The sequence below is a fragment of the Nocardia sp. PLKS1-43 genome (assembly GCF_059510335.1).
The window spans coordinates 32181-57278 of the sequence record NZ_JCAJZQ010000020.1; the positions used below are offsets into that span (position 1 = coordinate 32181).

Sequence of the window (25098 nt, forward strand, 5' to 3'; positions counted from 1 at the left end):
GAACCGCCGATTCCGGCACATACTGTGCACATGACCGGTGCCCCCGCAGTCGTGGACGCCTCGGCTCCCGTGAGCCATACCCGTGCGAATGTCGTCTTCGTCACAGTCGTACTCGGTATGCTCATGGCCGCCCTCGATCAGACCATCGTCTCCACCGCCCTGCCGACGATCGTGGCAGATCTCGGCGGCGCGGGGCATATGGCGTGGGTGGTCACGTCCTACCTGCTCGCCGAGGCGGTGGCGACCGCGCTCGCCGGTAAATTCGGCGACCTGTTCGGCCGCAAGCTCGTCTTCCAGCTCAGCGCGCTGATCTTCATCATCGGCTCGATGGTCGCCGGGCTGTCCAACGGCATGCTGCTGCTGATCGTCGCGCGGGCCGTCCAGGGCATCGGCGCGGGCGGGCTGATGGTGACCTCGATGGCGCTGATCGCCGACGTCATCCCGCTGCGCGAACGCGGCAAATATCAGGGCGCGCTGGGCGCGGTGTTCGGCGTCACCACGGTGGTCGGCCCGACGCTCGGCGGGCTTTTCACCGATCACGCGAGCTGGCGGTGGTGCTTCTACGTCAACGTCCCGCTCGCGATCCTCATGATCGTCATCGCGGCGCGGGCGATACCGCGCGTGCGCACGGTGATCCGGCCGGTGATCGACTATGCGGGCATCGCCCTGGTCGCGGTGGGAGTGAGCTGTCTGATCCTCGGCCTGGAATGGGGCGGTCAGCAGTATCCGTGGGGATCGAGCACGATCATCGGGCTGTTCATCGCGGCCGCGATTGCGCTGACGGCGTTCGTCTTCGTGGAGTTGCGCGCGGCCGAGCCGATGCTGCCGATGCATCTTTTCCGCAGCAACGTCTTCACCGTCTGCTCGATCCTGTCGTTCATCGTCGGCTTCGCGATGCTCGGCGCGATGACGTATCTGCCGTCCTATCTGCAATATGTGGACGGGGTGTCGGCGACGGTCTCCGGAGTGCGGACGCTGCCGATGGTGGTGGGCCTGTTCATCACCTCGATCATCTCCGGTCAGGTCGTCGGCCGGACGGGGCGCTACAAGTACTTCCCGATCGCCGGGACCGCGGTCATGGCGCTGGGGCTGTATCTGATGTCCACGATGGGGCGCGGTACCGGGATATGGCTCGAATCGCTGTACATGCTGGTGCTCGGAATGGGCATCGGGCTGGCCATGCAGGTGCTCACCATCGTCGTGCAGAACACCGTGCCCTACGCGGATCTGGGCACCGCCACCTCCGGGGTGACCTTCTTCCGTACTCTCGGAAGCACTTTCGGCACCGCGATCTTCGGCACGCTGTACAACAACCAGATCGGGACCAGGTTGGCCGAGGCGCTGGCCCGCACGCCCGGAGTTTCCGCGCAGGTCGCGCAGAATCCGCAGCTGCTGCGCAAGCTGCCCGAGGAGCAGGCGGCCCCGATCATCGATGCGTACGCCACCTCGATCGATCACGTGTTCCGCTGGGTCGTGCCGGTGGCGGTCGTGGGCTTCCTGATCGCCTGGCTGCTGAAGGAGGTTCCGTTGCGCGACAGCATGCGCGCGGAGGCCTCCGATGTGGGCGGGGGGTTCTCGGTGCCGGACTCGGCCGATTCGGTGGCGCGCCTGGAGTACGCGCTGGCCAGTCTGATGCGCAAGCTGCGGGCCGACGAACTGCCCGATCCGATGATTCTGGCCGCCTCGGGCACCTCGCTGACCAGGGATCAAGCGTGGGCGATCGGGCAGGTGCAGATGTTGCGCAGGGCGCGCGGCGAGGCAACCCTGGACGCCATCGCCCACGCGCACTGGCTGCCTCCCGAGGTTCTGGAACCCGTGTACGACAAGGCCGTTCGGCTCGGAACGATCGAATTCGACGGCCCGCGAATGCGGCTCACCCCGGCCGGACTCGCCGAGTCGGATCGGATCAAAGCCGCGTGGCGCAGCTGGGTGTGCGGCCGGATCGACGACTGGGACTGCGCGAATCCGGACGACCGGGCGTTGTTCGACAAGGCCCTGGACAACATCGCCACCAAACTTCTCGACGAATCCGATCGTCCGGAGTTGCTCACCGCGCGGGTCTGAGCGGTTTCGGGTGGCCAGGCCGCCCGCCACCCGAAACCGCCCGTGGCACTGCGTGATTCAGGCCCGGATGAGTTCGGCTCGCTCGTTCACCGGTGCGTCCCAATCGATCACGTAGCCCTGCTCGCGACGCATGGTCTCCTCGATCTTCATCGCCTTGGCCGCCAGCGGCATCAGCACCGGCATCATCCGGCGCATCACCGGCCCCAATGTCTTGCCGTGGTTGATCTTCGCGCCGCGCTCGGCGATCCGCTCCACCCGCGGCCGGCGGATCCGCTCGTAGGTCGCGAAAGCCGTTGCCGGGTCATCGAAGTCGCGCAGGCAGCGGGCCAGCTGCACCGCCGACTCGATGGCCTGCGATGCGCCCTGCCCGGTGCTGTTCGACGGTGCGTGCACCGCGTCGCCGACCAGGATCATGCGGCCGCGATGCCAGTTCGGCACCGGCGGCATGATGTGCAGACCACCGATGACGGCCAGATCCTCCGGGGCGGTGTTGCGGGCGAACTCGCCGCCGGGGGTGTCCTCGCCGTAGGTATCCCGCAGAATGCGCAACCACTGTTCGCTGGGGATCTCGCGGGCCTGGGACATACTCAGGTATTCCGCGTGCGGCAGGTTCGCACCCCAGCCGATCCGGCCGTCGGGCATCGAGTTGTACAGGTAGTAGGCGTTCTTGCCGAACGCGAAGAACATCGTGTCCGGCGCGACGTCCACCGAGCATTCGACATACGCGCCGAAGCCCAGCATGCCGGTGTAGTTCGCCGCGGGCGCATTCGGATCGATGAGGGTGCGGACCTTCGATTTGATGCCGTCCGCGCCGATCAGGATGTCGGCGGTGGCGCTGGTGCCGTCGGCGAAGCGCGCGGTGACCCCGTCGGCGTGCTCGTCGACGGAGACCAGGCGCTTGTCGTAGCTGAAATCCACCCCGGCGGCGACGGCGTGATCGTGCAGTACCCGATGCAGCTCGCCGCGTTCGACGAGTTGCATCGGCTCGACATCCCCCAGGCTGGGCATCTCGATGTTCTTGCTGCCCACCGACATCACCTGATGCCGGATCGGCAGGGCGACCTTGCGCAGCGCGTCACCCGCGCCGATGACGTCCAGCGCGGCCAGGCCGTTGGCGGCGAAGCCGAGGGTGCTGCCGATGTTGTAGGCCGGGCCCGGATACGCCTCGAAGACGCGGCCCTCGATCCCGGCCATGCGCAGTGCCGTGGCGGTGACCGGTCCGGCGACACCGCCGCCGATGATCAATGCGGAACGAATTGCGGACATGAGTGTTCTCCCTGTGGATGGGTGTGAATGCCCGATCCGATTCGCGCGAGGGGAGCCCAGTTATCCTGTAGTTGCCACACTTGGGCCGGGTTCGCCCGCGCGGATGCGGTTCGAGACGGTAAGGGAATCGGGCTCGGAAAGGTGTTGCCGCACCTGACCGGGCTCGTTTTCTGTCATTTCTCGGTGCTGTTATTCCTGACTGCTGTCGGTGGACTGCTGGTATTCCCCCCTCTCCACCATGCCGACGACCTCCTGGGGGTCGATGTTCTCGGCGTGCATTCGGCGCCACCACTCGACGTCCGGGAACGTGCCGGTGGTGAGCTCCTCGCGTAAGGCGTCCACCCAGGCGACCTCGGCCTCGAGCATCGCGATGGTGAACTCGTTCTCGACCAGGAACAGCCGCGGGACCGTGCCCCGCACCTCGTCGAGTTCGGCTCGGTCCGCGGCGATCTGGCGGGCCAGGCGTTCGGTGCGCTGCTCGAGCAGCGTGATCACCTCGTCCGGGGGGATGATCGCGGCGACGGACAGGCCGGAGACGAACGGATGATGGACCGGTGCCGGGGTGCTGAGCAGCTCCCGCGTCCAATCCTCGGTTTCGGCGCGACCGGCCGGGGTGAGCGCGTAGATGGTGCGCTCGGGCCGGGCTCCGTCGCGCTCGCTGCCGACGATCTCCAGGAAGCCGTGCTTTTCCAGGTTCTGCACCACGGTGTAGAGCGAGCCCCATTTGACGTCCATATCGCGTTCCTTTCCGCGATTGCGCATCTTGGCCGCGATCTCGTACCGGTGCATGGGCCCCTCGACCAGCGTGGCCAGCACGGCCAGCGCCAGCAGGTTGCCGACCTTTCGCCGTTTCATCCGTGCTCCCTTCCGATGCTCGTTTACGAATATACGTTCACGAGTATTCGTACGCAAGTAGTGAAACCGGCGGAGGTGTCATCGCCTTGCCGGTCGAGGTGAATCCTGGAGGCGCTCAATAGACTCCTCGCGTGACGGCGCTGTGCGATCCGTGTGGTGCGACGGGGTGAGGTGGCGGACGTGGTGGAACGCGGCGCGGAGGGCGGCTTGGACCTGGTTCACCTGCGCACCTTTCTGGCGGTCTACCGCGCGGGCTCGGTGACGGCGGCGGCGCGGTTGGTCGGGTTGTCCCAGCCCACCGTGACCACGCAGCTGCGCCTGCTCGAAAAGTGTTTGGACAGGCAGCTTTTCGAGCGTCTGCCGCGCGGCGTCGCACCGACCGCGGCGGCCGGGGAACTGGCCGCGCGCCTGGCCGGGCCGATGGACGCGCTGGAGGCGATCGCCGGTGGCGGCGCGCGGGCGCCGGTCGCGCAACCACCGGTGCGATTGGCCGGTCCTGCGGAGATGCTGTCCGCGCTCGTGCTGCCCGCGCTCGCGCCGCTGGTCGCCCGGGACGTGCGGCTCACCGTGACCACCGGCCTGGCCGAGGACCTGCTGGCCGGCCTGCGCACCGGACAGTACGACCTGGTGGTTTCGGTGATCCGCCCGCGCGGGCGCACGGTTCACGCCGAGGTCCTGATGGACGAGGAATTCGTTCTGGTCGCCGCGCCCGCCGTGGCCGCGGGTATCGACACGCGGCGGCTGCGGTCGGCGGACCACACTGCCCTGGCGACCGTCCGCTGCTGAGTTACGCCACGGACCTGCCGATCCTGCGCCGCTACTGGCGGCACGTCTTCCATACCCGGCTCGATGCCGAACCGGCCGTGGTCGCCGCCGACCTGCGCGCCCTGGCCGCCCTGGTCGCCGCGGGTGCGGGGGTCAGTGTTCTGCCGCGTTATCTGATTGCGGCACAACTGGATTCGGGCGAACTGGTGACATTGCTCGACCCCGAGGAACCGCCGATCAACACCGCATTCCTGGCCCGCCGCATCGGGGCGCCCGCACTGCCCGATGTCGACGCCGCGCGGCGTGCCCTGCTCGCGGCGGGCCGACGTTGGTGAGCGAACCAGGGCGGCGCCCGAAGTTCGTCGGCGCGGCCGTGGGCGGCTCCCAAGAGTGGCTGTCCCAGCGACGTCGCCGGCGCGGACCGGGCACGAAAGCAACTGCTGCGAGGTGGCGGAATCGAACGCGAACGGCCGGTCTCGCGGTGGGAAGTCGATTGCCGCGGTGGGGTGGCGGGAGGCCGGCGGCGTCTGCGAACGAGTGGAACCGGTCAGTGTTCGGCGCGGTGGCGCAGGATTCGGGCGGTTGCCTCGTCGGCGGGCAGGAAGGCCTCGAGGTGGAGTTCGGACAGGGTGATGTCGGTGGCGGTGGCGAAGGAAGTGAGCGTGGTGATAAGTCGTAACTCACCTGCATCGGTGCGCAGGCGGAGCGGGACGGCGAATCCGAGGTAGTCCGGTCCGGGGGCGGTGGGCGGAAGGTAGCTCTCCAATTCGGCGGCGAGCGCATCCAGTTCGGGGTCGGGGCTGGCTCGGACCCGGTTGCGCAGCGCTTCGGTGACGTGCCGGCCCCACTCGGGGAGGTTGAGCACGCGCGGTGCGAGCCCGTCGGGATGCAGGGCCAGCCGCCGCACGTTGATCGGTGCGCGCAGCAGTTCGGGGGAGCAGCCCTCGAAGAACAGCTCGAACGCGGCATTGGACTCGACCAGGATGCTGTGGCGATCCACGACCAACGCCGGATAGGGCATGTGGCCGTTCAGGATCTGCCGCAACGCCGTGCGGATCGGCTCCAATTCCGTTGTCTCCATGCCGGATTCGCCGAAGATCGGCGCGTATCCGGCGGCGGCGAGCAGACCGTTGCGCTCGCGCAGCGACAGGCTCAGCGATTCGGCCAGCCGCACCACCATCGCCCGTCCGGGCTGGGAGCGGCCCTGTTCGAGGAAGCTCAGGTGACGCTGGGTGGTGTCGGCGCGGATCGCGAGGTCGAGCTGACTCCACCGCCGCAGCCGACGCCATCTGCGCAGCTCGCGACCGAAGGCGGGCGCGGCCAGAACTGTGGTCATGTTCCTCATGATCGACCTCGCGCCGCGACGCTGCCATTCCCTCCAGGGAATCGCGCACCGGCGTCCGGCGCGAAAGACTCTGCCGCACGAGCGACCGGGCCCCGCTCGGACATGCGAACAGCGGGCTCGCCGAGAAAGGACACACCGTGCGCAGCGCACTCACCGACAACGAACTGAAGCGCCTGGCCGACCGGTACCTCGCCCAGTGGAACGAGCCCGATCCGAGCACGCGTCGAGAGCTGATCCGCGAGGTGTGGGCGGCCGACTGCGTGCAGGTCCTGGTGAACCCGCCGGAGCAGATTCGCGACAGCGCGGCGAATCTCGCCATAGCCGCTCCGCCCCTGGAGGTTCGCGGTTACGACGCGATGGACCAACGGGTTTCGCGCGCCTACGAGATGTTCGTCGAGCCGGGGCAGTACGTCTTCGAGCTGGAGGGCGAGGTCGTGGCGCAGGCCGGGGCCGCGGTGACGCTGACCTGGGTGATGCGCTCGCGCGCCGACGGCGGCGTGGCGGGGTCGGGCTTCGAGGTACTGACGGTGGACGAGGCGGGCCGCATCCGCACCGACCACCAATTCGTCGGGTAGCGCATCGCCGTGGCGGTCGGGTTTGCGCCGAGACACGCGGGAATCCGGCCGTCCACCACTGGGTACGCGCGAGCTACGCCGTACCGCCGGGGCGGTGGCTAGGGTGGGGTGTGTGAAGATCTTCCTGGCAGGCGCGAGCGGTGTGCTCGGTAGCCGATTGACTCCGTTGTTGATTGCGGCCGGATGCCAGGTGGCGGGAATGACCCGGTCACCGGAGAAGGTCGAGATGCTGGCCGGATTCGGCGCCGAGCCGGTGCTGTGCGACGTCTTCGACGCCGCGGCGCTCGAGCGGGCGGTGACCTCGTACGCACCCGATCTGGTGATGCACCAGCTCACCGACCTGCCCGACCGTACCGAGGATCTGGCCGCCGGGCGCGCCGCCAATGCGCGGATCCGCAGGGAGGGCACCGCCAACCTGATCGCGGCGGCGCAGGCCGCGGGCGCGAAACGCTTTGTGGCGCAGAGTGTTGCGTGGGGCATGTCCGGAGAAGGCCAGGCCGCCAAGGAATTCCTGGAGTCCTCGGTACTCGGCCTCGGCGGCGTCGTGCTGCGGTACGGCCAATTCTACGGTCCCGGAACGTATTACCCGGATCCGGCCGAACTTCCCGACTCACCCCGGATCCATATCGACGAGGCGGCCGGCCGTACGGTTCTGGCGCTCGATCTCGGCAGCGGAATCTATGCGCTGACCGATGACGGAACCTCGGATTTCACACCGGTGGATTGAGGAGGAGGGCATGGTGAACGCCGATCTGCAGCACCGCTGGGTCACCGCGTTCCAGCGAAATATCGGCAATCCGATTCTGCGCCGGCTGCCGATTCAGACCATCCTCGAGACCACCGGTCGCGTCAGCGGGCAGGCCCGGCAGACGCCGATCGGCGGGGCCCGGCGCGGTGATTCGTTCTGGTTCGTTTCCGAATTCGGTGAGCGATCCCAGTACATCCGCAATATCCGGGCCGACAACCGGGTGCGGCTGCGGCTGCGCGGACACTGGTACACCGGGACCGCGCACCTGCTGCCCGAGGACGACGCCAAGGCCCGCATGCGCGAGCTGCCCAGGTACAACAGCGCCGTCGTCGGGGCGGTCGGTACCGATCTGCTGACCGTCCGGGTGGATCTGGACGTCGGCCGCGCGTAGGTCTCAATCCGAACTAGATACGGATCAGACCGTCCCCTGTGCCGCGATCTTCGTTAACGTGCCTGGTAAGTGGGCTTTCGATCAGCGGTTCAACTGGTGGACGAAAGGTTCCGGCTATGGCTTCACCCGAGAGCGGACAGGAGAACGAGCCGTCGGACGGCGAACGCGACGGTGGGAAGTACATGGCGGTGGCTGCCGTGGCCGTTCTCGCGGTGGCGGTGGTGGTGGGCGTGCTCGCCGTCCGATCGCAGCAGGATGTGCGGTCCGCGGCCGCCGACGCGACGGCCGCACCCAGTGCGGACCCCGTGGTCAGAACCGAGGGGGTGCCGGGCGCGGGCAAACCGCATCAGGAGGGGGACGACTGCTCGCACGATTACATCGCCGCGCGATGGCAGCAACGGGATGGCCGGTGGGTGTGTGCGCCGCCGGGAATCATGAGTTCGGTGCATCGGGTCGGCGAGGATTGCTCGCACGACGGCCAGGTCGCGCAGTGGGTGGTGGGCCCGGGACCGGCGTGGTTGTGCCAGACCCAGCGCCGAATGACCACCGGGGCCGCCCCGCCCGCGCCGGCCCCTGCCGAGACGACTCGTCCGCATACTGTCCAGCAGGCTCCGGTGCCCGTGCCGCCGCCCGAGCCGGCCCCGGCTCCGGTGATCACCCAGCCACCCGCGCCGCGTGCTGTGCCTGCTCCGGCTCAGGACCAGCGTGCTGTGCCTGCTCCTACTCAGGACCAGCGTGCTGTGCCTGCTCCTACTCAGGACCAGCGTGCTGTGCCTGCTCCTACTCAGGACCAGCGTGCTGTGCCTGCTCCTACTCAGGACCAGCGTGCTGTGCCCGCTCCCGCTCCGGCGCCCGCGCCTGCTCCGGCCCCTGCTCCGCGTCCCGCGCCCGCTCCGGTTCTGCCGCAATTGCCGCAGCTGCCGATCCAGCTGCCGCCGATGCCGTTCCCGATGCCACCGCACTGACCAGGCAAGATCCATCGATCTCCGGCGCGTGGGCAGTGCGTCCGCGACTCCGGTGGTCGTCCCGGCCCGTCATCCGGGGATGACATGCGATGTACCGGCCGCTACGACCCTCCGGAGACCTGTGAGCAGGGATTACGGTTCTCGCGGTAGAGCCGGGACGGTAGTTCTGAGCCGTTGCGGCCACGAGCGGCTCGGCGGGCGTACTAAGGTGTTCGGGATGCCTCGTGAACTCGCCGACCTGTCGTACGCTCGTTTTTTGGAAGCGTTCCAGGTGGAACTCGAGCCCGACTCCGACTACGAGAGTGTGCATATCGACGGCATCGACTTCGCCGATCCCGATGCGCGAGGCGTGCGGTTCAACGAGTCCGCGCTGACCACGGTCCAGTTCACCGGCGGTATGTTCCGGTACGGCCGGTTCGACGATGTCTGGTTGCGCGCGGTGCGTTGGATCGGTACCAATCTGGGCCAGAGCGGCTGGCTGAACTCGGAATTCGTCGAATGCGCGCTGTCCGGCGTGGAGGCGGTGGGTGCGGAGTTGCGGCGAATCCGGTTCGAGGGGTGCAAATTCGATTCGGTGAACCTGCGCAATGCCTCCCTGCAGGATGTGACGTTCAGCGATTGTGTGCTGCGCGATACCGATTTCGGTGAGGCGATGCTGCGCCGGGTGAGCTTTCCGGGGAGCCGCCTGGACGGGATCGCCCTGCACGGTTCGAGTCTGCACGATGTCGATCTGCGCGGCGCGACGACCTTGGACCTCACCGCCGGAATCGATTCGCTGCGGGGCGCGACGGTGAGTACGCCGCAGCTGTTGGACCTCGCCCCCGCGTTCGCGCGTGCGGCGGGAATCACAGTGCGCGACAACTGATTCGCCGAACGGCTCAGCGGGGTCAGGCCGCCGCTGGTACCGGTTCGCTTCGCGGCGCGGGAAAACCGGGGAGCGCGCGCCGGGTCAGCGGGATCAGCAAGTGGATCAGGGGGCCGATGCCGAATGCGTACACCACGGTGCCGATGCCGACACTGCCGCCGAGTAGCCAGCCGGTCAGCAGGACGGTGGCTTCGATTCCGGTGCGGATCGGCCAGACGGACCAGCCGGTGCGGGCGACCAGACCAGTCATCAGTCCATCACGCGGACCCGGTCCCATGCCCGCGCCGATATAGAGCACGGTCGCGACCGCGTTGAGCGCCACGGCCGCGACCATCGCGGCGACCCGCACCGCAGGCTGGTGCGGATGCGGCAGCCAGCTCAGGGCGTTGTCCACCGCGACGGCGATCACCACGACGTTGCTCACCGTGCCCAGACCCGGTCGCTGCCGCAGCGGAATCCAGGCCAGCAGGACCGCGACGCCGGTCAGTGCCGTGACGGTGCCGAAGCTGATCGGCACATGCCGGGCCACACCCTGGTGGAAGACGTCCCACGGATCCAGGCCGAGCCCGGCCCGGATCATCACGGCCATCGAGAATCCGTACATCCACAACCCGGTGTAGAGCGCGAGCAGGCGGCGAATCAGCATGTGCTCCAGCCTGCCCGAGGACTGGACCTGTAATACAGATCCAATCGGCGATTACTGGACCGGAAATCGAGCTTCGAGATGTTGCGCATAATGCGCTCGACCGTGCGGGCGCGCGGCGGTAATCTCGCCGCATGCGGAACTGTGCGCACCTCGCGTGGTGGCTGCCCTGAAGGGCGGCCGCACTTCCGTATGCGCAGGATCAGCACGGCCGCCCGAACCGGGCGGCCGTTCTCGTCCGCGTGAGGCGACGGTGGCCCGGCCGGGCGGCCTCATCACGAAAGGCACAAGCGCATGTCCCGGCGTATCACCGGTTTCACCCCCTCGGGTGAACTGCATCTCGGCAACTTCTTCGGTGCGATCGAACCTCTTGTCGCCCAGCAGATTCCGGGAGAGAGCATCATCTTCGTCTCCGATCTGCACGCGCTGACCCTGGACCACGATCCGGTCGCGGTGCGCAGGCGCACAATGGAATTCGCGACCGTCCTGCTGGCCGCCGGGGTCGATCCGGCGCGCAGCATCGTGCTGGTGCAGTCGCACGTCCCCGAGCACACCGAACTGCACTATCTGCTGGAGAGCGCGACCGGCTACGGCGAGGTGCGGCGGATGATCCAGTTCAAGGAGAAATCACGCGACAGCGATCGGGTCCGGGTGTCGCTGCTCAGCTATCCGGTGCTGATGGCCGCCGATATCCTGCTCTACCAGGCCGAGCAGGTGCCGGTCGGCGAGGATCAACGGCAACACGTCGAGTTGGCGCGCGATATCGCCGAACGCTTCAACACCGCCTACGGGCCCGTGTTCACCGTGCCGCGCATGGTGAACCCTCCGGTCGCCGCGCGCATCATGGACCTTTCCCGGCCGACGGCGAAGATGAGCAAATCGAGCTCGGCCGCCGGATCGCTGCGCCTGCTCGATTCGCCGGACACGTTGCGCCGCACGGTGATGCGAGCGGTCACCGATCCGGGTTCGGCGATCGAATACGATCCGGAGAACCGCCCCGGCATCGCCAATCTGCTGACCGTCCTGGCCGCATGCACCGGCGAGGATGCAGCGGAGGCCGCGTCCCGCTTCGGCGGCTACGCAGCCCTCAAACGCGCGGTAGCCGATGCCGTCATCGCCACGACCGACCCGATCCGCCGGAACTACGCGGAGCTGGGTGCGGATCCCGATGCGGTACGGAAAATATTGCGGGACGGCGCGATTCGCGCCCGATCGATCGCGGGCGATACCGTGGCGGCCGCGAAACGAGCCATCGGCTTGCTCCCGGCGCTGTGATGTGGATGGCGGTCCGCTGGCAGTGCTGGGTCCGCCCCACCATCGCGGTACCGAATCACCGCCGCGCAGACCGATAATTCCCGGGGGCCGTGCCGAACTCGCGTTTGAACGCTTTGGCGAAGGCGTACTCCGAGACGTACCCGACCCGCGCGGCGATGGCCCGCAACGGTAGGTCGTCCGTACGTAACATTTTGGCGGCCAATGTCATTCGCCACCACGTCAGATAGGTTTGCGGCGGCATGCCCACGGTTGCGGTGAAGCGTTGGGCGAAGGCCGATCTCGACATGCCCGCGAGGCCGCCCAGGCGCTGTACCGTCCACGGCGAGGCCGGGTCGCGATGCATCGCTTGCAGTGCGGGGGCGAGATCGGGATCGCGCAGGGCCGCGGCCCATCCGGTGTCGTCGTGGGCGGACCGGTCCTCGTGCCAGGCCCGCAGGATGTACAGCAGCAGCACCTCGAGCAGGGGCGGAAGTACGCCGGGCGCACCGGGCAACGGCTCGGCGTCCAGTTCGCGGCCCAGTAGATCGATGGCCCCGCGCAGGGTCGGGTGACGACCGACGCGTGCGGGCAGATGCACCACCTCGGGTAGTTCGGCCAGCAGGGGATGCGCCCTCGACTGATCGAGAAAGTATGCGCCACAGAGCAATACGGTGTCCGGTTCGCCGGTCGGCGCGGTAACCGGGGCATCCGGCTCGTGGAGCGGGGTGTCGAGCGAATCGGCGATGGCGTGGCCGAGTTCGCGCGGAATGAACGCCACGTCACCGACCACCAGGCGGATGGGATCGCCCTGCGTGGGGATCAGCCAGCACGCGCCCTGCAGGACGACGTGGAATCCCGCGCCACGCTGCGCCGGGAATCGAATGCCCCAGGGTGCGCGCAGTTCGGTGCGGTTGGAGTGCGGCTGCCCGATCCGCATGGCGGCGACCGCGTCGCTCAGTACGTCCACCATCTCACCGTACTGCGATTCACGTCGGTGCCGGACGTTCGGATATCTTCACCGGACTTTCCGGCATGGATCATCCCCGCCGATATTCCTTACGGTCGTGAGGTCGGCATACGGCCGACGCAGGATCATCACCCAGGAGTGTGCGATGCGGATTGCCGTGTACGGGGCCAGCGGATTCACCGGTTCGCTGGTGGCGGAGCAGGCGGTACGGCGGGGAATCGAACCGGTGCTGGTGGGCCGGGACATCGGCCGGTTGCGCAAGGCGGCCGAGGCGGCCGGGGTGCCCACCGCCGAGGTACGTGCCGCCGGACTGGACGAAACAGCGGAAATGACAGCGGTTTTCGCCGAGTGCGATGCGGTGGTCAATTGCGCCGGGCCGTTCACGCGATTGGGCGAGCCGGTGGTGCGCGCGGCGATCGCCGCCGGACGGCACTACCTCGACACCTCCGGCGAACAACAGCACATCCATCGATTGCTCGGCGAATTCGACGCGGCGGCAAAAGAATCGGCGGTCACGATCGTTCCGGGGGTAACCGACGACGGCGTCCCGGGAGATCTGATCGCGCACGTGGTCGCCGCGCGGGTGCCCGACGTCCGGGACATCCTGATCGCGGATCTTCGGCTGCCGGGCGGTGTTTCGCGCGGCACGGCTCGATCGATGCTCGCGGTGACCGGGAGTGCGGGGCTCGAATACGCCGACGGCCGGTGGCGTCCGGACGATGGTGGCGAATTCGACCCGATCATCCCGCCGGGACAGACCCGGCCCGCATCACTGCGCGCCTTCGCCCTGCCGGGGGTGGTGACGATTCCCCGGCATGTCGAGGCAGCACGCGTGCGCGGTGCGATCAGGTCCGAGGTGGCGACGCTGTTCGCGGGGTTGACCGAGGCCGCGGCCGAGACGGTTCCCGAGGTCGTGCCGATGCAGGCGCGCCGCGCCGGGCAGTGGCTGATGTTCGCCGCGGTGACCGGTGCGGACGGCAGCCGGATCGATGGCTGGGTCACCGGCCCCGACGCGTACGGCCTCACCGCGGTCATCGCCGTGGAGACCGCGCGCCGTCTGGTCGAGGTGGGCGCTCCCGGTGGCGCGCTGACCCCGGCGCAGGCTGTCGACCCGGAGGATTTCCTGAAGTTCTTGACCGCCGAGGGTGCGCGGTGGCAACTGCGCGAAGGCTGAAACCCCGGCTCAGAGTCCCGAGACGCCCGCCAGTTGCCCGATTCCGTAGGTCACCGCCATGGCCAGCGCGCCGCCGATGACCACGCGCACGACCGCGCGACGTGGATTGCCGCCGCCGAGGCGGGCGCTGACCGAACCGGTCAGGCCCAACGCGATCAGTACGGCCGCGAACGTCACCGGTATCCGCCACGAGACCGGCGGCAGCAGTATCGCCAGGATCGGCAGCAGCGCGCCCAGGGTGAACGACACCGCCGAGGAGAACGCCGCCTGCCACGGATTGGTCAATTCACTGGGGTTGAGCCCGAGTTCGGCCTCGGCGTGCGCGGTGAAGGCGTCGTGCGCGGTGAGTTCCTCGGCGACCAAATGGGCGGTCTCGGCGGACAGGCCCTTCCTCCGGTAGATCTGGGCCAGTTCCGCCAGTTCGAAATCGGGTTCCTCGGCCAGTTCCGTGCGTTCCTTGGACAGCAGGGCCCGTTCGGAATCGCGCTGCGTGCTCACCGAGATGTACTCCCCGACGGCCATCGAGATCGCGCCGGCGGTGAGCCCGGCGATACCCGCGGTCAGGATCTCCGCGGCGGTCGTGGTCGCGGCGGCGACGCCGACGACCAGGCCGGCGGTCGACACGATGCCGTCGTTGGCGCCCAGCACCCCGGCCCGCAACCAGTTCAGCCGCGAGGCCAGTCCGTTGCCGTGCGGTTCGTGCGGGTGCCGCGCGTTCCCGAAGCCGTCGGCCGTCCTGTTCACGATCAGCAGCGTACTGGGGTCCGGGCTCCCGGCGGTGGAGGCAGTCCACTGAGATGCCTGCCGGTCGCGGATACACTCCGGCGGTGCCGCTCACCTTTCCCTCGCATTCGCTGGCCGTACTCCCGCTCAAGCTGCGCTGGCCGCGCCGGTGGGACGGGGTCGCGCTGGTGGTGGGGTCGGCGGTGCCGGATGCGTCGTATCCGGTGGCGGGCTTCTTCTCCATGCCGGAGACCCATGCGCTCGCGGCGCTGCTGTGGTGGTGTCTGCCGGTGGGGATCGTGGGGACGCTGGTGATCCGGTGGGGCGCACCGTCGATCGCGGCGCATCTGCCGCGGCTCGGCGGGTTCGACCTGCCGGCCTACGGCGCACTCGGTGCGGTGCGGCATCGGTGGTACGTGACGGGATATTCGATCCTGATCGGCGCCGTCACGCACATCTTCTGGGACGGGTTCACCCATGACCCGGCGGGCGGGCACGGGTGGGCGGTGGCCCGATTTCCCGTGCTGTCGCAGCCGGGACCGTTCGGCAGGCCCTGGTGGTACCTGCTGCAACAGGCCTCGACCGTGGGCGGCGCGGTACTCGCGATCGCGGCGTTCTACTACATCGGCCGTCGCGGACTGATCCGCGCCTGGCACGGCGAGCCGCGGGCCGTCGCGCGGATGCCGCGGCGTTTCTGGTCGGCCGCGGGGCCGGCGGCCGTGCTGGGACTGATACTGATCTCGTTCATGCCCTTGGCGTTTCAGCCGTTCGTTCTGGGTGTGCGGCTGCTGTATATCGTGGCGATCGCCCTCTCGGCGGGTGCGGTGGTGACACGGATCGGGCGCACCACCCGCACCGGGGTAGCATCCGGGGCGTGAACCCGCTTGTCGCACGTGTGATGTCCACCGTCGCCGGTCAGCTCGGGCATCCGCACGGCCTGCTGGGCAAGGGAGTCGGGCGGTTACTCGATCGCACCAACCGATTCGTGATCCAGGAGTGTGTCGCCGCTGCCGAGCTGGCCCCGGGGGAGGCGGCGGCCGACCTGGGATTCGGTGGGGGCGTGGGGCTTTCGCTGCTGCTGGATCGCGTCGGTGCGGACGGCACCGTGCACGGCGTGGAGCTCTCGCGGGATATGTCGGCGCGGGCCAGGTCTCGGTTCACCCGGGAGATCGGCACGGGCCGGTTGCGGGTGCTCGAGGGCTCGCTCACCGAACTTCCGCTCGCCGATGCGAGTCTGGATGCGGCCATTACCGTCAACACGGTCTACTTCGTCGCCGAACTCGACCTCGCGTGCGCCGAGTTGGCCCGGGTGCTGCGCCCGAACGGGCGTGTCGTGATCGGCATCGGCGATCCCGATGCGATGGCCTCCCTGCCGTTCACGGCGCATGGTTTCCGGCTGCGTCCGGTCGCGGAACTCGCCGACGCCCTCGAACGCGTCGGCCTGACGGTCGAACACCGTGCGCTGCAACGCAAACCGTTGCCCGGTCACCTGCTGATCGGTCGCCGGGCGTAGCGGTATCGCTCGCCTGTCGTCCGGCCTCGGTGGGCGGTGACGAATCAGCTTGCCCCGCAGCGTCTTCGAGGTGGGCAGCTGGGAACGGCCCACGGTTGGGGCGGAACCGGGGCTCAGAGCTTTCGCGCGTCGGCAGGAACCAGTACGCCCCGCGCGAACCGGTAGATCTCCTCCGCGGCATCGAATTCCGTGGATGTGACGGTGTTCGGGCCGGTGCCCCACTCCGGGGGAGTCGGCCTGCCGGGCCAGGTGTGGCCGCCGCCGAACACCGTCCACGCGGTGACCCGGGTGCCCCCGGCGCCGCCCTCGACGGCATGCCTGCTGGATCGGTCGGTGGTGACGGTCGTGCCCTCGCCCGAGCATCGGTCGGCGGTCTGCCACCATGCGGCAGATTCGGCCAAACCCAATGTCCGGCCGCGCAACTCACCGTTCGGGCCACGGTGCCGGGAGTAGCCGCCGGTGATCGGCACCGCCTCGTCGGCGGTTCCGTTGATCAGCATCGCCGACACGGCGTGCGTGGGCTCGACATGTTCGAACGCGGCCGGCAGGCCCCCGGCGACCGCGCCGAACGCGGGCACCAGATCGCCGAGTTCGAGTCCCAGCCGGTGCGCCATGAACGCGCCGTTGGAGATCCCCGCGGGAATCGACCATTCCGGCCGCGTGCCGAATTCAGCTGCGCACCAGTGGATCAGCTCACGCAGGAAAGCGACGTCATCGACACCGGCCTCGTCGGCGAGGGTGACCCCGCGCCCGTCCGCCCAGCAGCGATCCCATCCGTCCGGATAGACGACGGCGATCCCCCAATCCGCCGCGTGCTCACCGAAACTGGTCCACTCGTCCATCATCAGGCCCGGCCGCCGTTGCTCCGACGGCAGCCGTGAGGCGTTCCCGTGCAACGCCAGTACCAGCGGCGCACCATCCTCGCGTGGCGCGCGCACCCCGAACGTGCGCACCCGCCCGTCGACGGTCAACTGACCCGCCATCGGTTCGTCGGCCACCGGCACCCTCTCCTCGTCGATTGCCCGACCAGGATATCCCCCCGACAGCCCGGGGGGCTCAGGCCTTTTCGCCGGATACCGCCGCACCGAGCCACTTGCCCGAGCCGGGCATTGCTACGCCGAGAAAACCGGACACCAGGCCGGCGGGCGAACGCGGCCGAGTCGATGGAACAGCCGGAGCGCCGAGCCGGAATTCCGCCGGAGTACGAGTGATGTGGCAGTCTCGTTCGGGCCCGCCGCAGGTGCCGTGGCTCGAGCCGGACATCGTCGATCACCTGGACTCACTCCATCCCGATCACCGCGAAGTCCGCGGGCACCTCGTGCCCCATCTCGGCGCGTCTGTTCACTGTTGATGCCGGCGATGTGCTGGCTTCACGTGCGTCGGGGTGGGCGGTGTCGGTGAGCCAGGGCGCGGCGGTGGCCGGTCATCCATTCGCGGTCGAAGGGCCGTGGGTGTGGCGCAGGATGGCGCGGGGCGTAGGTGTGGGAGCACGTCGAACACGCGATGCGGGCCGAGGTCACCCGGGTGCGCTGTCCGGCTGCTGTGACGTTGCGGCAGGTCGCGTTCGAGGAGCGGCGCCGGCGGCCCGCGCGTGGTTCGCCCGCTGTGCCCCGGATTGCCTCGCGGGCAGCATCATCGCGTGCACGCGGGCCGGCGAACGCGCCGGGAACCCTGGCCGGTGCGGGTGTGCGGGGGCGGTACTCTGGGCGCATGGCGATGCGATCGACGGCACTGATGGTGTGCGCGTTCGTCATCTCCGTGTGGGCCGCGGTGTTGTTGCCGGCGGGTGAGTCGAACTCCCTGGTGCTGATGGTGTGCGCGTTCGTCGTCACCGTGTCGGCTGCGGTGTTGTTGCCAGCGGTTGGGTCGAGTTCTCCCTTCCTGGCGGTGGGTGCGTTCGCCGCCGCCGTATGGGCCGCGCTGCTGTTGCCGCCGGGTGAGTCGAATTCCCTGCTGGCTCTGGGCGCAGCGGTCATGGTGGCATTGGCCGTAGTGGCGGCGCATTCCACTCGGGTGCGGTTGCTGCCGGTCGTCGCGCGCACCGGACCGCCGGTGTCGGCGCAGCGGCGGCGGCGCGGATCGTTCCTGCGGCAGAGCAATCCGGACACAGCGGGCCGGGTGCGGCCCAGGGCGCCGGGATACGGCGGCTGACCGCGTCGCGACGCGGTCGGCCGCCTCGCCGACCCTGTTCACCCATAGGCCCGTTCGCGGGTACCTCGCAGTGAGGTGTTGACCCATGCTCGATTTCGTGTACTACCCCCTGTCCGGCGTGTTGTGGTTGTGGCACACCGGATTCGCCGCCCTGCTGGGCCCGGCCAGCGGCCTGGCCTGGGCGCTGGCGATCATGTTCCTGGTGCTCACGCTGCGCGCCGCGCTGTACAAGCCGTTCGTGGCGCAGGTGCGGTTCCAGCGCACCATGTCCGTACTGCGGCCCAAGATGAAGGAGTTGCAGGAACGGCACGCCGACGACAAGGAGCGCCTCGCCGCCGAGATGCGCACCCTGCAACAGCAACACCAGTTCAACGTGTTCAGCGGCTGTCTGCCGGTGATCGTGCAACTGGTGATCTTCATCGGCCTGCTGCACGTGCTGAGTTCGTTCGGCCGCACCGGATCCGGATCGATCGTGCGCCTGCTGTGGCATCCGGTGCACGCCTCCGCGGCGCAGACCGCGGTGACCCCGAACTACTTCTTCTCGGTCACCCAGGTGCAATCCTTCCTGCACGCAAAGCTGTTCAGCGCGCCGCTGACCGCGACGTTGCTGACCTCCGGATCGGCGTGGGTCTCGGTCGCCGCGGTGGCCATCCCACTGGTCGTGATCGGCGCGGTGGCCACGCATTTCACCGCTCGCGCCTCGGTGGTCCGGCAGACCGAGACGAACACCCAGACCCGGCTGATCAACTTCATGACCATGTGGCTGTTCCCGCTGGGCACGCTCGCGGCCGGCCTGGTCATGCCCGTGGGCGTGCTGGTGTACTTCGCCACCAGCAACACCTGGACGTTCGTGCAGCAATACTTCGTGCACAAGCGGTTCGGCCCGATGGACGCGGAGGCGCGGCAGCTCCCGGCGGCCGAGCTGACCGACGGCTGAACCCGTTGCGGCGCAAGGCCGCAACTCATCCGTGCGTACCGGTCGGCTGGGCCGCGGTGGAGAGCGCCTCAGCGCGCCTGGTCGCCCGGACGGGCGGCACGACCGCCGCGTCCGGGCCCGCGGGGTGCGCGATCACCACCGACGCGACCGTGAGGATCTGCTCGATGTCGACCTCCTGCGCGGCCAGCCGGGCGATGATGCCCAGCCGACGTTCGGCGCTGTTCGGCCCGATCGGGATCTCCCGAGAGCCGTTCTGCGCGATGAACCGCTGCCAGCGCGCATCCCAGCGCGTCGGCAGCCCGTCGCGCACGGCCCGGTAGGCGTCGAGGTCGAGCCGGCGATGGCGAACCGGATCGATCATCAGGTCGGCGATGCGCTCCTCGGCCCTGGTGAGCATGGGGGAGCGCTGCATCGGTTGAAGATGCCGCGCCTGCACGACCAGTCGCCGACGGTAGTCCTCGACCGGTTTGCGCAGCAGCTCCCGATGCCGCTGTGCCTCGGCGACCAATTGGCCGTCGGCACTGTCATCGGACGTCGACGAGCGGAGCTCGGACATGGACACGCCTTTCCTAGGGTTGCGGATTACTTTGCGGTGCAACCTGATCGGCGTCCGATGGGTCCATTGTGCCCCAGGGGTACGACAAGTTCGGTGGGGCTGCGCGTCGCCGCGTGTGGTGTGAACGCCCGTCGTGGTTGCTCCGGGAGCTACTGCGCAGTGAGTGTATCGAACAAATGTTCGAACAGCTAGGGCTCGGCGGGTAATGCCGGGATGAATCGGCATGTCGCGGACCGCTCGCGGTCAGCCGGGATCGTTTGCCGCCGCGCGGTTTCGAGCGCCCACGATGCCGTACAGCAGCAGATCCTCCAGCGATTCGGCGAACCCGTCCAGGTCGCCGATGTCCCGGATGCACATGGCGAACAGCGCCGCGCCGGCGATGGTGTCCAGGAGGGTGTTCGGGTCCAGGCCGGGGCGGGCGGGGGTGGAATCGGCGGGGAGATATTCCGCCAACTCCTCGCGCGTGGGAGTGTCCAGGCGGGCCGAAAGTTTCCGGTACAGACTCGAGTCCGCGCGCATATCGGTCATCAGGCCGGGCATGGCCGCGCGTGCTTCGGCCGAGCCGAACAGCTGGATCGTGCCGCGGATGACCTTGCGTAACTCGGCGATCAGATCGGGTGCGACCTCCTCGGATCCGACGTCCGGGAATACCGCCTTGGCGATCAGATGCGCCTTGGACGGCCAGCGGCGGTAGATCGCCGGGCGGCTCACCCCGGCGCGGGTGGCGATCGCGTCGATGGAGGTCGCGGCGTATCCGCGTTCCACGAGCAGGTCGCGGGCGGCCTCGAGCACCGCGCGGTCCACCGCGGGATCGCGGTGCGGACCCAGGCGGTGGCGTGCGGTCACGAAATGCATCCTTGTCAGCGCGGGAGAGAGTCGTTACAGTCTGTCACATCTAAGTCGTTACACAGTGTAACTGCTGGACCGCTAGGAGGATTCGTGCCCGCCGACGCGCATGTCACCGAGCCCGCCGAGAGTTATCGCCCGGTGCCGCTGCTGCAGGACAAGGTCATCGTGCTCTCGGGCGTCGGACCCGGTCTGGGGCGATCGCTGGCCCTGGAGGCCGCGCACATGGGCGCGGATCTGGTTCTGGTCAGCCGGACCGAGCGGCGTCTGGAGAAGCTCGCCGAGCAGGTTCGGGCGCTCGGGCGCACCGCGGCCGTCGTGCCGGCCGATATCACCGACGAGGATCAGCGCGTCGCGCTGGTCGACCGCGCCCTGGGCGCGTTCGAGCGGATCGACTGCCTGATCAACAACGCCTTCGCCATCCCGCCGATGGATCCGATCAGCCGGATCGACCCGGCCGCGCTGCGCGTGGCGAACGAGACGAATGTCTTCGCGCCGCTGCGGCTTTCGGCCTTGTTCGCCGATGCCCTGGCGCGGTCCCGCGGCTCGATCATCATGCTCAACTCGTGCGTGTCCTACAGCTCGCAGCCCGAGTACTCCGGCTACAAACTTTCCAAAGGTGCTCTGGCCCACCTGGCTTCGTCGCTGGCCACCGAGCTGGGGCCGCGCGGGATCCGGGTGAACAGCGTCGCGCCGTCGTACGTGTACGAGGACATCAACAAGGCGTATTTCGACTGGCTCGCCGCGCAGGCCGGGGTGACGCACGACGACATCTACCGCGAGAAGGCCGCGCCCACCGATCTGAAGCGCCTGGCCGCGCCCGAGGAGGTCGCTCGCGCGGCGCTGTTCCTGGCCAGCGATCTGGCCACGGCCGTCACCGGGCAGATGCTGACCGTCGACTGCGGCGAATTCCACCGCTGAATCAGGAGGGGCCGTGTCCAACGACAAGAAGCGAATCGTGCTGTGGGGCACCGGCGTTGTCGGATCGATGGTGCTCGCCGAGATCCTGCGGCACCCGCGGTTCGAACTGGCCGGTGTGGGCGTGAGCAATCCGGAGAAGGTCGGAGTGGACGCCGGTGATCTGTGCGGAGCGGGGAAAACCGGTGTGGCGGCGACGAATTCGATCGCCGAGCTGATCGCGCTGCGGCCGGACGCGGTGGTGCACTACGGTCCCACCGCGCAGTTCGCCGAGGAGAACATCCGGGTGATCGGTGAATTCCTGCGCGCCGGAATCGATGTGTGCTCCACGGCCATGACGCCGTGGGTGTGGCCGTGGATGGACCAGCTGCCGGACGCGTGGCGCGATCCGATCGCCGAGGCCTGCGCCTCGGGCGGGACATCGTGTTTCACCACCGGCATCGATCCCGGCTTCGCCAACGACCTGTTCCCGATGACCTTGATGGGCCTGTGCGGTGAGGTCACCTCGGTGCGCGCCTCGGAGCTGCTCGACTACACCGACTACGAGGGCGACTACGAATTCGAGATGGGCATCGGCCATCCGCCGGAATTCACCGCGCTGCTGGAACATCCGGATCTGCTGATCATGGCCTGGGGTGCGACCGTGCCGATGATCGCGCACGCGGCCGGTATCGAACTGGACCGCATCACCACCACCTGGGACAAGTGGGTGACCCCGACCGACCGTCGTTCCGCCAAGGGCACGGTCGCGGCCGGCACGGTCGCCGCGATCCGGTTCACCATCAACGGCGTCCACCGGGACCGGGAGGTCATCACCCTCGAACACGTCAACCGCATCGGCCTCGACGCCGCCCCCGATTGGCCCGCGGGCACCCGCGACGACGTCTACCGCGTCGACATCCTCGGCTCGCCGTCCATCTCCCAGGAGACCTCCTTCCGCTTCACCGATGGGTCCGGCCGCACACCCGCGGTCGCCGGCTGCCTGGCCACCGGCATGCGCGCCCTGAACGCCGTCCCGGCGGTCAACGCCCTGCCGCCCGGCTGGGTCACCACGCTGGACCTGCCGCTGATCCCGGGCGCCGGCGTCATCCGATGAGTTCCCGGGCGCGCCGCTGATGCGCAAGGCGGCGCGCGCGACCGGCCCGCTCCGCCTGCTCGCCGCCCGGTCTCGAGCGCCCGGCCGTGCTTCGGGACAATGTGAGTCCTGCACGATGAGGTCCACCGGCGCGAGAACAGGAGTCCGTGATGAGTACTCGGCCTGCGGATGAGCAAGGTCCGGCCGCGACCGGTCCGGAGACGTTCGATGACCTCGTCGTCGCGCTGCGCTCCCGGATGCGCACCTTGTCCGCCGCGCACCGCAAGCTCGCGCAGCGGGTCCTGTCCGATCCCGAGGCGGTGGCGTTCATGACCATCTCCGAGTTGGCCGCCGCGGTCGGCGTCAACGAGGCGACGGTGGTGCGTTTCGCGACCGGGCTCGGATTGAAGGGGTATCCGGGGCTGACCAAACTCTGCCGGGAGCGGTTGCAGGAACAGGCGCAGCTGTTGCGCCGATTCGACAACCTCGAGCAATTGAACGCCGACGGCGCCGGATTGCTGGAGCAGACCGCGGCGCTCGACCAGTCCAATATCGTTCGCACCTTCGCGCGTGTCGATCAGGCGGAGTGGTCGGCCGCGGTCGACCGGCTGGCGCACGCGCCGCGCGTTCACGTGATGGGCCTGCGCAAATGCCATGCGCCGGCGTATCTGCTCGGCTACCTGCTGCGGATGCTGCGCGAGGACGTGGCGGTGATCGCGGGCTCGGCCGGGGCGCTGACCGATGAGCTGCGCCGGGTGCGCGCCGACGACTGTTTCGTGGCGGTATCCATCCACCGCTACAGCGTGGACACCGTTCGCGCCGCGCAGTGGGCTCGTGAACGCGGCGCGTACGTCATCGCCCTGACCGACACCGTCGGCTCGCCACTGGCCGAATCGGCGCACGAGACGTTCTACGTCGAGGCCTCCAGCGCCGGTGTGCTGCGGTCGATGACGGCGTTCACCGCACTGGTGCAGGCGATGTCGGGCGCGGTCGCGCACCTGTTGGGACATCAGGTGCGCGCGACCCTGCTCGAAGAGGAGAATCTGCTCGGCGAGTTCGGTGTCTACGTCGCGGAGTCGGTGGGTGAGCAGCGAGGCGTGTCGCGGGGTTGATCGGCGGCCGGCGCGGGCGGTGCGGCCGCGCGACGTCGATGCACCAGCCCGGCGGCGACGGCGATCCCCGTGACGGTGAGGGTCAAGGCGAGCGGGGTGCGGGTGCCGGCGGTGAAGGCCATGCCGACGATGATGGCGCTCAGCACGAGGCCGACCGCGTAGGACAGATACGGCGCGCCCCACATCCGCACCGGCAACCCAGCGGCCTGCTCCGGCGTCCGGCGCCGGTGGGCGCTGATCTGAGTCGCGCAGATGCACAGGTAGACCACGACCGCGATCGACCCCGACGAGCTGAGCAGGAAATTGAACACGGCTCCGGTAGGCAGGAAGTAATTCGCCACCACCGCGAGGAATCCGGCGCTCGAGGCGGCCAGCACACCCATGACCGGCACCCCGGCGCGGTTGGTCCGGCGCAGCGCGCGCGGTGCCTCGCCGCGCCGGGCCAGTGCGTACAACATCCGCGAGGAGGAGTACAGACCGGAGTTCAGGCAGGACAGCACCGCGGTGAGCACGATCAGGTTCATGATCGCCCGCGCGCCGGGGATGCCGAGGCGGGTCAGCACCGCGGTGTACGGGCTGGCGGTGACTTCCGTTGCGTCCCAAGGCAACAGCGTGACAACGACGAATATGGAACCGACGTAGAAGATCAGGATGCGCCCGGCCACGCTGCGCATGCTCGCCCGGACCGCCCGCACCGGGTCCCTCGCCTCACCGGCGGCGACGGTCACCATCTCGGTGCCGAAGTACGAGAAGAAGACCGTCAGCGCAGCCGTCAGTATCGCGGAGTAGCCGCGCGGGAACAGCCCGCCGTGCCCGAGCAGATTCGTCGTCCCCGGTGCGGGATGACCGCCGAACAGCCCGGCGATCGCGACGACGCCGACAGCGATGAACGCCACGATCGCGGTGACCTTGATCATCGCGAACCAGAATTCGAAGCGGGCGAACGAGCTCACCGCGGCCAGATTCACCGCGGTGAGGGCGCTCATGAAGATCAGCGCGTACAGCCACGTCGGTGGTCCCGGCAGGAGCTGCCCGGCGAGGGCGGCGCCGGCGATCGACTCGAAAGCCACTGTGACACACCAGTGATAGGCGTAGACCCAGCCGACCGACAGTCCCGCCCAGCTACCCAGCTCGCGAGATGCGTAGCTGGAGAACGATCCTGTTTCGGGGCTGGCGGTGGCCAGTTCGGCGAGCATCCGCATCACCAGGATCACCACGATGCCCGTCACCAGGTAGACCAGCACGATGCCCGGCCCCGCCGAGGAGATCGCCTTTCCGCTGCCGACGAACAGTCCGGCGCCGATGACGCCGCCGATGCCGATCATCGTCAGCTGCCGAGTGCCGATGGTGGGCTTCAGATTTCCCGATTCCGGGAGTGAGGTGGACACGA

The 25098-nt window shown here is 68.7% G+C and carries 28 protein-coding genes; 17 read left to right on the forward strand and 11 right to left on the reverse strand.

Annotated elements, in window-relative coordinates; translation table 11 throughout:
- The first annotated feature begins 30 nt into the window (after positions 1 to 30).
- Complete coding sequence (locus tag AC5WS7_RS38535) at positions 31 to 2064, forward strand: MDR family MFS transporter (RefSeq protein WP_495959592.1); 2034 nt, start codon at positions 31 to 33, stop codon at positions 2062 to 2064.
- 57 nt (positions 2065 to 2121) lie between these two features.
- Here AC5WS7_RS38535 and AC5WS7_RS38540 read toward each other — a convergent pair whose 3' ends face one another.
- A complete protein-coding gene (locus AC5WS7_RS38540; RefSeq protein ID WP_495959593.1) occupies positions 2122 to 3330 on the reverse strand; it encodes an FAD-dependent monooxygenase in 1209 nt (402 codons plus the stop codon).
- Positions 3331 to 3519: 189 nt separating this feature from the next.
- Complete coding sequence (locus AC5WS7_RS38545; RefSeq protein WP_495959594.1) at positions 3520 to 4185, reverse strand: PadR family transcriptional regulator; 666 nt, start codon at positions 4183 to 4185, stop codon at positions 3520 to 3522.
- A 156-nt stretch (positions 4186 to 4341) separates the two neighbouring features.
- Between AC5WS7_RS38545 and AC5WS7_RS38550 the strand changes: the two genes are divergently transcribed.
- Positions 4342 to 4971 carry a LysR family transcriptional regulator gene (locus AC5WS7_RS38550; protein ID WP_495959595.1) on the forward strand — a complete coding sequence of 210 codons (630 nt, stop codon included), beginning with the start codon at positions 4342 to 4344 and terminating at the stop codon, positions 4969 to 4971.
- Between the two features lie 23 nt (positions 4972 to 4994).
- Positions 4995 to 5285 (forward strand): LysR substrate-binding domain-containing protein, encoded by a 291-nt coding sequence (locus tag AC5WS7_RS38555; protein ID WP_495959657.1) that lies wholly within the window; start codon positions 4995 to 4997, stop codon positions 5283 to 5285.
- Positions 5286 to 5497: 212 nt separating this feature from the next.
- Here AC5WS7_RS38555 and AC5WS7_RS38560 read toward each other — a convergent pair whose 3' ends face one another.
- Positions 5498 to 6286 carry an MmyB family transcriptional regulator gene (locus tag AC5WS7_RS38560; protein ID WP_495959596.1) on the reverse strand — a complete coding sequence of 263 codons (789 nt, stop codon included), beginning with the start codon at positions 6284 to 6286 and terminating at the stop codon, positions 5498 to 5500.
- Between the two features lie 146 nt (positions 6287 to 6432).
- On the opposite strand from AC5WS7_RS38560, the gene AC5WS7_RS38565 reads away from it, so the two are divergent.
- From AC5WS7_RS38565 to AC5WS7_RS38585, 5 genes are all read left to right on the forward strand, one after another.
- Complete coding sequence (locus AC5WS7_RS38565; RefSeq protein ID WP_495959597.1) at positions 6433 to 6870, forward strand: hypothetical protein; 438 nt, start codon at positions 6433 to 6435, stop codon at positions 6868 to 6870.
- A gap of 112 nt (positions 6871 to 6982) precedes the next feature.
- On the forward strand, positions 6983 to 7597 hold the full coding sequence (locus AC5WS7_RS38570) for an NAD-dependent epimerase/dehydratase family protein (RefSeq protein WP_495959598.1): 615 nt from the start codon (positions 6983 to 6985) through the stop codon (positions 7595 to 7597).
- A 10-nt stretch (positions 7598 to 7607) separates the two neighbouring features.
- Positions 7608 to 8009: a nitroreductase/quinone reductase family protein gene (locus AC5WS7_RS38575; protein ID WP_495959599.1), complete on the forward strand. Its 402-nt coding sequence runs from the start codon at positions 7608 to 7610 to the stop codon at positions 8007 to 8009.
- A gap of 116 nt (positions 8010 to 8125) precedes the next feature.
- The gene (locus AC5WS7_RS38580) at positions 8126 to 8974 is read left to right on the forward strand and encodes a hypothetical protein (protein WP_495959600.1); all 849 of its coding nucleotides are present in this window, start codon (positions 8126 to 8128) and stop codon (positions 8972 to 8974) included.
- A 217-nt stretch (positions 8975 to 9191) separates the two neighbouring features.
- Positions 9192 to 9839 (forward strand): pentapeptide repeat-containing protein, encoded by a 648-nt coding sequence (locus AC5WS7_RS38585; RefSeq protein ID WP_495959601.1) that lies wholly within the window; start codon positions 9192 to 9194, stop codon positions 9837 to 9839.
- A gap of 22 nt (positions 9840 to 9861) precedes the next feature.
- On the opposite strand, the gene yczE is transcribed toward AC5WS7_RS38585, so the two are convergent.
- Positions 9862 to 10485: a membrane protein YczE gene (gene yczE, locus AC5WS7_RS38590; protein WP_495959602.1), complete on the reverse strand. Its 624-nt coding sequence runs from the start codon at positions 10483 to 10485 to the stop codon at positions 9862 to 9864.
- Positions 10486 to 10776: 291 nt separating this feature from the next.
- On the opposite strand from yczE, the gene trpS reads away from it, so the two are divergent.
- Entirely contained in the window at positions 10777 to 11757 is a 981-nt protein-coding gene (trpS, locus tag AC5WS7_RS38595; protein WP_495959603.1) for a tryptophan--tRNA ligase, read from the forward strand.
- A 55-nt stretch (positions 11758 to 11812) separates the two neighbouring features.
- Here trpS and AC5WS7_RS38600 read toward each other — a convergent pair whose 3' ends face one another.
- Positions 11813 to 12703, reverse strand: coding sequence for an AraC family transcriptional regulator (locus AC5WS7_RS38600; protein WP_495959604.1), 891 nt, complete (start codon positions 12701 to 12703; stop codon positions 11813 to 11815).
- 145 nt (positions 12704 to 12848) lie between these two features.
- Between AC5WS7_RS38600 and AC5WS7_RS38605 the strand changes: the two genes are divergently transcribed.
- Positions 12849 to 13877 carry a saccharopine dehydrogenase family protein gene (locus AC5WS7_RS38605; protein ID WP_495959605.1) on the forward strand — a complete coding sequence of 343 codons (1029 nt, stop codon included), beginning with the start codon at positions 12849 to 12851 and terminating at the stop codon, positions 13875 to 13877.
- A 9-nt stretch (positions 13878 to 13886) separates the two neighbouring features.
- On the opposite strand, the gene AC5WS7_RS38610 is transcribed toward AC5WS7_RS38605, so the two are convergent.
- Complete coding sequence (locus tag AC5WS7_RS38610; protein WP_495959606.1) at positions 13887 to 14621, reverse strand: VIT1/CCC1 transporter family protein; 735 nt, start codon at positions 14619 to 14621, stop codon at positions 13887 to 13889.
- An 83-nt stretch (positions 14622 to 14704) separates the two neighbouring features.
- Between AC5WS7_RS38610 and AC5WS7_RS38615 the strand changes: the two genes are divergently transcribed.
- Both AC5WS7_RS38615 and AC5WS7_RS38620 read left to right on the forward strand, forming a co-directional pair.
- Positions 14705 to 15478 carry a DUF4184 family protein gene (locus AC5WS7_RS38615; protein ID WP_495959607.1) on the forward strand — a complete coding sequence of 258 codons (774 nt, stop codon included), beginning with the start codon at positions 14705 to 14707 and terminating at the stop codon, positions 15476 to 15478.
- Positions 15479 to 15498: 20 nt separating this feature from the next.
- Positions 15499 to 16113, forward strand: a complete 615-nt coding sequence (locus AC5WS7_RS38620; RefSeq protein ID WP_495959658.1) for a class I SAM-dependent methyltransferase — start codon at positions 15499 to 15501, stop codon at positions 16111 to 16113.
- A 113-nt stretch (positions 16114 to 16226) separates the two neighbouring features.
- On the opposite strand, the gene AC5WS7_RS38625 is transcribed toward AC5WS7_RS38620, so the two are convergent.
- The gene (locus tag AC5WS7_RS38625; protein ID WP_495959608.1) at positions 16227 to 17111 is read right to left on the reverse strand and encodes a CE1 family esterase; all 885 of its coding nucleotides are present in this window, start codon (positions 17109 to 17111) and stop codon (positions 16227 to 16229) included.
- Positions 17112 to 17169: 58 nt separating this feature from the next.
- The gene (locus AC5WS7_RS38630) at positions 17170 to 17376 is read right to left on the reverse strand and encodes a hypothetical protein (RefSeq protein WP_495959660.1); all 207 of its coding nucleotides are present in this window, start codon (positions 17374 to 17376) and stop codon (positions 17170 to 17172) included.
- A 447-nt stretch (positions 17377 to 17823) separates the two neighbouring features.
- Here AC5WS7_RS38630 and AC5WS7_RS38635 point away from each other — a divergent pair, with 447 nt between their 5' ends.
- Together AC5WS7_RS38635 and yidC are read left to right on the forward strand one after the other, a co-directional pair.
- The gene (locus tag AC5WS7_RS38635) at positions 17824 to 18264 is read left to right on the forward strand and encodes a DUF6412 domain-containing protein (protein ID WP_495959609.1); all 441 of its coding nucleotides are present in this window, start codon (positions 17824 to 17826) and stop codon (positions 18262 to 18264) included.
- Between the two features lie 85 nt (positions 18265 to 18349).
- Entirely contained in the window at positions 18350 to 19201 is an 852-nt protein-coding gene (yidC, locus tag AC5WS7_RS38640; RefSeq protein ID WP_495959610.1) for a membrane protein insertase YidC, read from the forward strand.
- A gap of 25 nt (positions 19202 to 19226) precedes the next feature.
- On the opposite strand, the gene AC5WS7_RS38645 is transcribed toward yidC, so the two are convergent.
- Together AC5WS7_RS38645 and AC5WS7_RS38650 are read right to left on the reverse strand one after the other, a co-directional pair.
- Positions 19227 to 19757, reverse strand: a complete 531-nt coding sequence (locus AC5WS7_RS38645) for a hypothetical protein (protein ID WP_495959611.1) — start codon at positions 19755 to 19757, stop codon at positions 19227 to 19229.
- A gap of 243 nt (positions 19758 to 20000) precedes the next feature.
- Positions 20001 to 20603, reverse strand: coding sequence for a TetR/AcrR family transcriptional regulator (locus AC5WS7_RS38650; RefSeq protein ID WP_495959612.1), 603 nt, complete (start codon positions 20601 to 20603; stop codon positions 20001 to 20003).
- Positions 20604 to 20696: 93 nt separating this feature from the next.
- On the opposite strand from AC5WS7_RS38650, the gene AC5WS7_RS38655 reads away from it, so the two are divergent.
- The 3 genes from AC5WS7_RS38655 (at position 20697) to AC5WS7_RS38665 (ending at position 23708) form a co-directional block, all read left to right on the forward strand.
- A complete protein-coding gene (locus AC5WS7_RS38655; protein ID WP_495959613.1) occupies positions 20697 to 21524 on the forward strand; it encodes an SDR family oxidoreductase in 828 nt (275 codons plus the stop codon).
- A 13-nt stretch (positions 21525 to 21537) separates the two neighbouring features.
- Positions 21538 to 22617, forward strand: coding sequence for an NAD(P)H-dependent amine dehydrogenase family protein (locus AC5WS7_RS38660; protein WP_495959614.1), 1080 nt, complete (start codon positions 21538 to 21540; stop codon positions 22615 to 22617).
- A gap of 149 nt (positions 22618 to 22766) precedes the next feature.
- Positions 22767 to 23708, forward strand: a complete 942-nt coding sequence (locus tag AC5WS7_RS38665) for a MurR/RpiR family transcriptional regulator (RefSeq protein WP_495959615.1) — start codon at positions 22767 to 22769, stop codon at positions 23706 to 23708.
- Here AC5WS7_RS38665 and AC5WS7_RS38670 read toward each other — a convergent pair.
- Positions 23660 to 25096 (reverse strand): amino acid permease, encoded by a 1437-nt coding sequence (locus AC5WS7_RS38670; protein ID WP_495959616.1) that lies wholly within the window; start codon positions 25094 to 25096, stop codon positions 23660 to 23662. The two genes, AC5WS7_RS38665 and AC5WS7_RS38670, sit on opposite strands and share 49 nt — an antisense overlap.
- Positions 25097 to 25098 lie beyond the last annotated feature (2 nt).

Bases quoted from the DNA above. Each gene is read 5' to 3' on its own strand.
- AC5WS7_RS38535 (WP_495959592.1), top strand. From the start codon at position 31: ATGACCGGTGCCCCCGCAGTCGTGGACGCCTCGGCTCCCGTGAGCCAT.
- AC5WS7_RS38540 (WP_495959593.1), bottom strand. From the start codon at position 3,330: ATGTCCGCAATTCGTTCCGCATTGATCATCGGCGGCGGTGTCGCCGGA.
- AC5WS7_RS38545 (WP_495959594.1), bottom strand. From the start codon at position 4,185: ATGAAACGGCGAAAGGTCGGCAACCTGCTGGCGCTGGCCGTGCTGGCC.
- AC5WS7_RS38560 (WP_495959596.1), bottom strand. From the start codon at position 6,286: ATGACCACAGTTCTGGCCGCGCCCGCCTTCGGTCGCGAGCTGCGCAGA.
- AC5WS7_RS38575 (WP_495959599.1), top strand. From the start codon at position 7,608: ATGGTGAACGCCGATCTGCAGCACCGCTGGGTCACCGCGTTCCAGCGA.
- AC5WS7_RS38580 (WP_495959600.1), top strand. From the start codon at position 8,126: ATGGCTTCACCCGAGAGCGGACAGGAGAACGAGCCGTCGGACGGCGAA.
- AC5WS7_RS38585 (WP_495959601.1), top strand. From the start codon at position 9,192: ATGCCTCGTGAACTCGCCGACCTGTCGTACGCTCGTTTTTTGGAAGCG.
- yczE (WP_495959602.1), bottom strand. From the start codon at position 10,485: ATGCTGATTCGCCGCCTGCTCGCGCTCTACACCGGGTTGTGGATGTAC.
- trpS (WP_495959603.1), top strand. From the start codon at position 10,777: ATGTCCCGGCGTATCACCGGTTTCACCCCCTCGGGTGAACTGCATCTC.
- AC5WS7_RS38605 (WP_495959605.1), top strand. From the start codon at position 12,849: ATGCGGATTGCCGTGTACGGGGCCAGCGGATTCACCGGTTCGCTGGTG.
- AC5WS7_RS38620 (WP_495959658.1), top strand. From the start codon at position 15,499: ATGTCCACCGTCGCCGGTCAGCTCGGGCATCCGCACGGCCTGCTGGGC.
- AC5WS7_RS38630 (WP_495959660.1), bottom strand. From the start codon at position 17,376: ATGTCCGGCTCGAGCCACGGCACCTGCGGCGGGCCCGAACGAGACTGC.
- AC5WS7_RS38635 (WP_495959609.1), top strand. From the start codon at position 17,824: ATGGCGATGCGATCGACGGCACTGATGGTGTGCGCGTTCGTCATCTCC.
- yidC (WP_495959610.1), top strand. From the start codon at position 18,350: ATGCTCGATTTCGTGTACTACCCCCTGTCCGGCGTGTTGTGGTTGTGG.
- AC5WS7_RS38645 (WP_495959611.1), bottom strand. From the start codon at position 19,757: ATGTCCGAGCTCCGCTCGTCGACGTCCGATGACAGTGCCGACGGCCAA.
- AC5WS7_RS38665 (WP_495959615.1), top strand. From the start codon at position 22,767: ATGAGTACTCGGCCTGCGGATGAGCAAGGTCCGGCCGCGACCGGTCCG.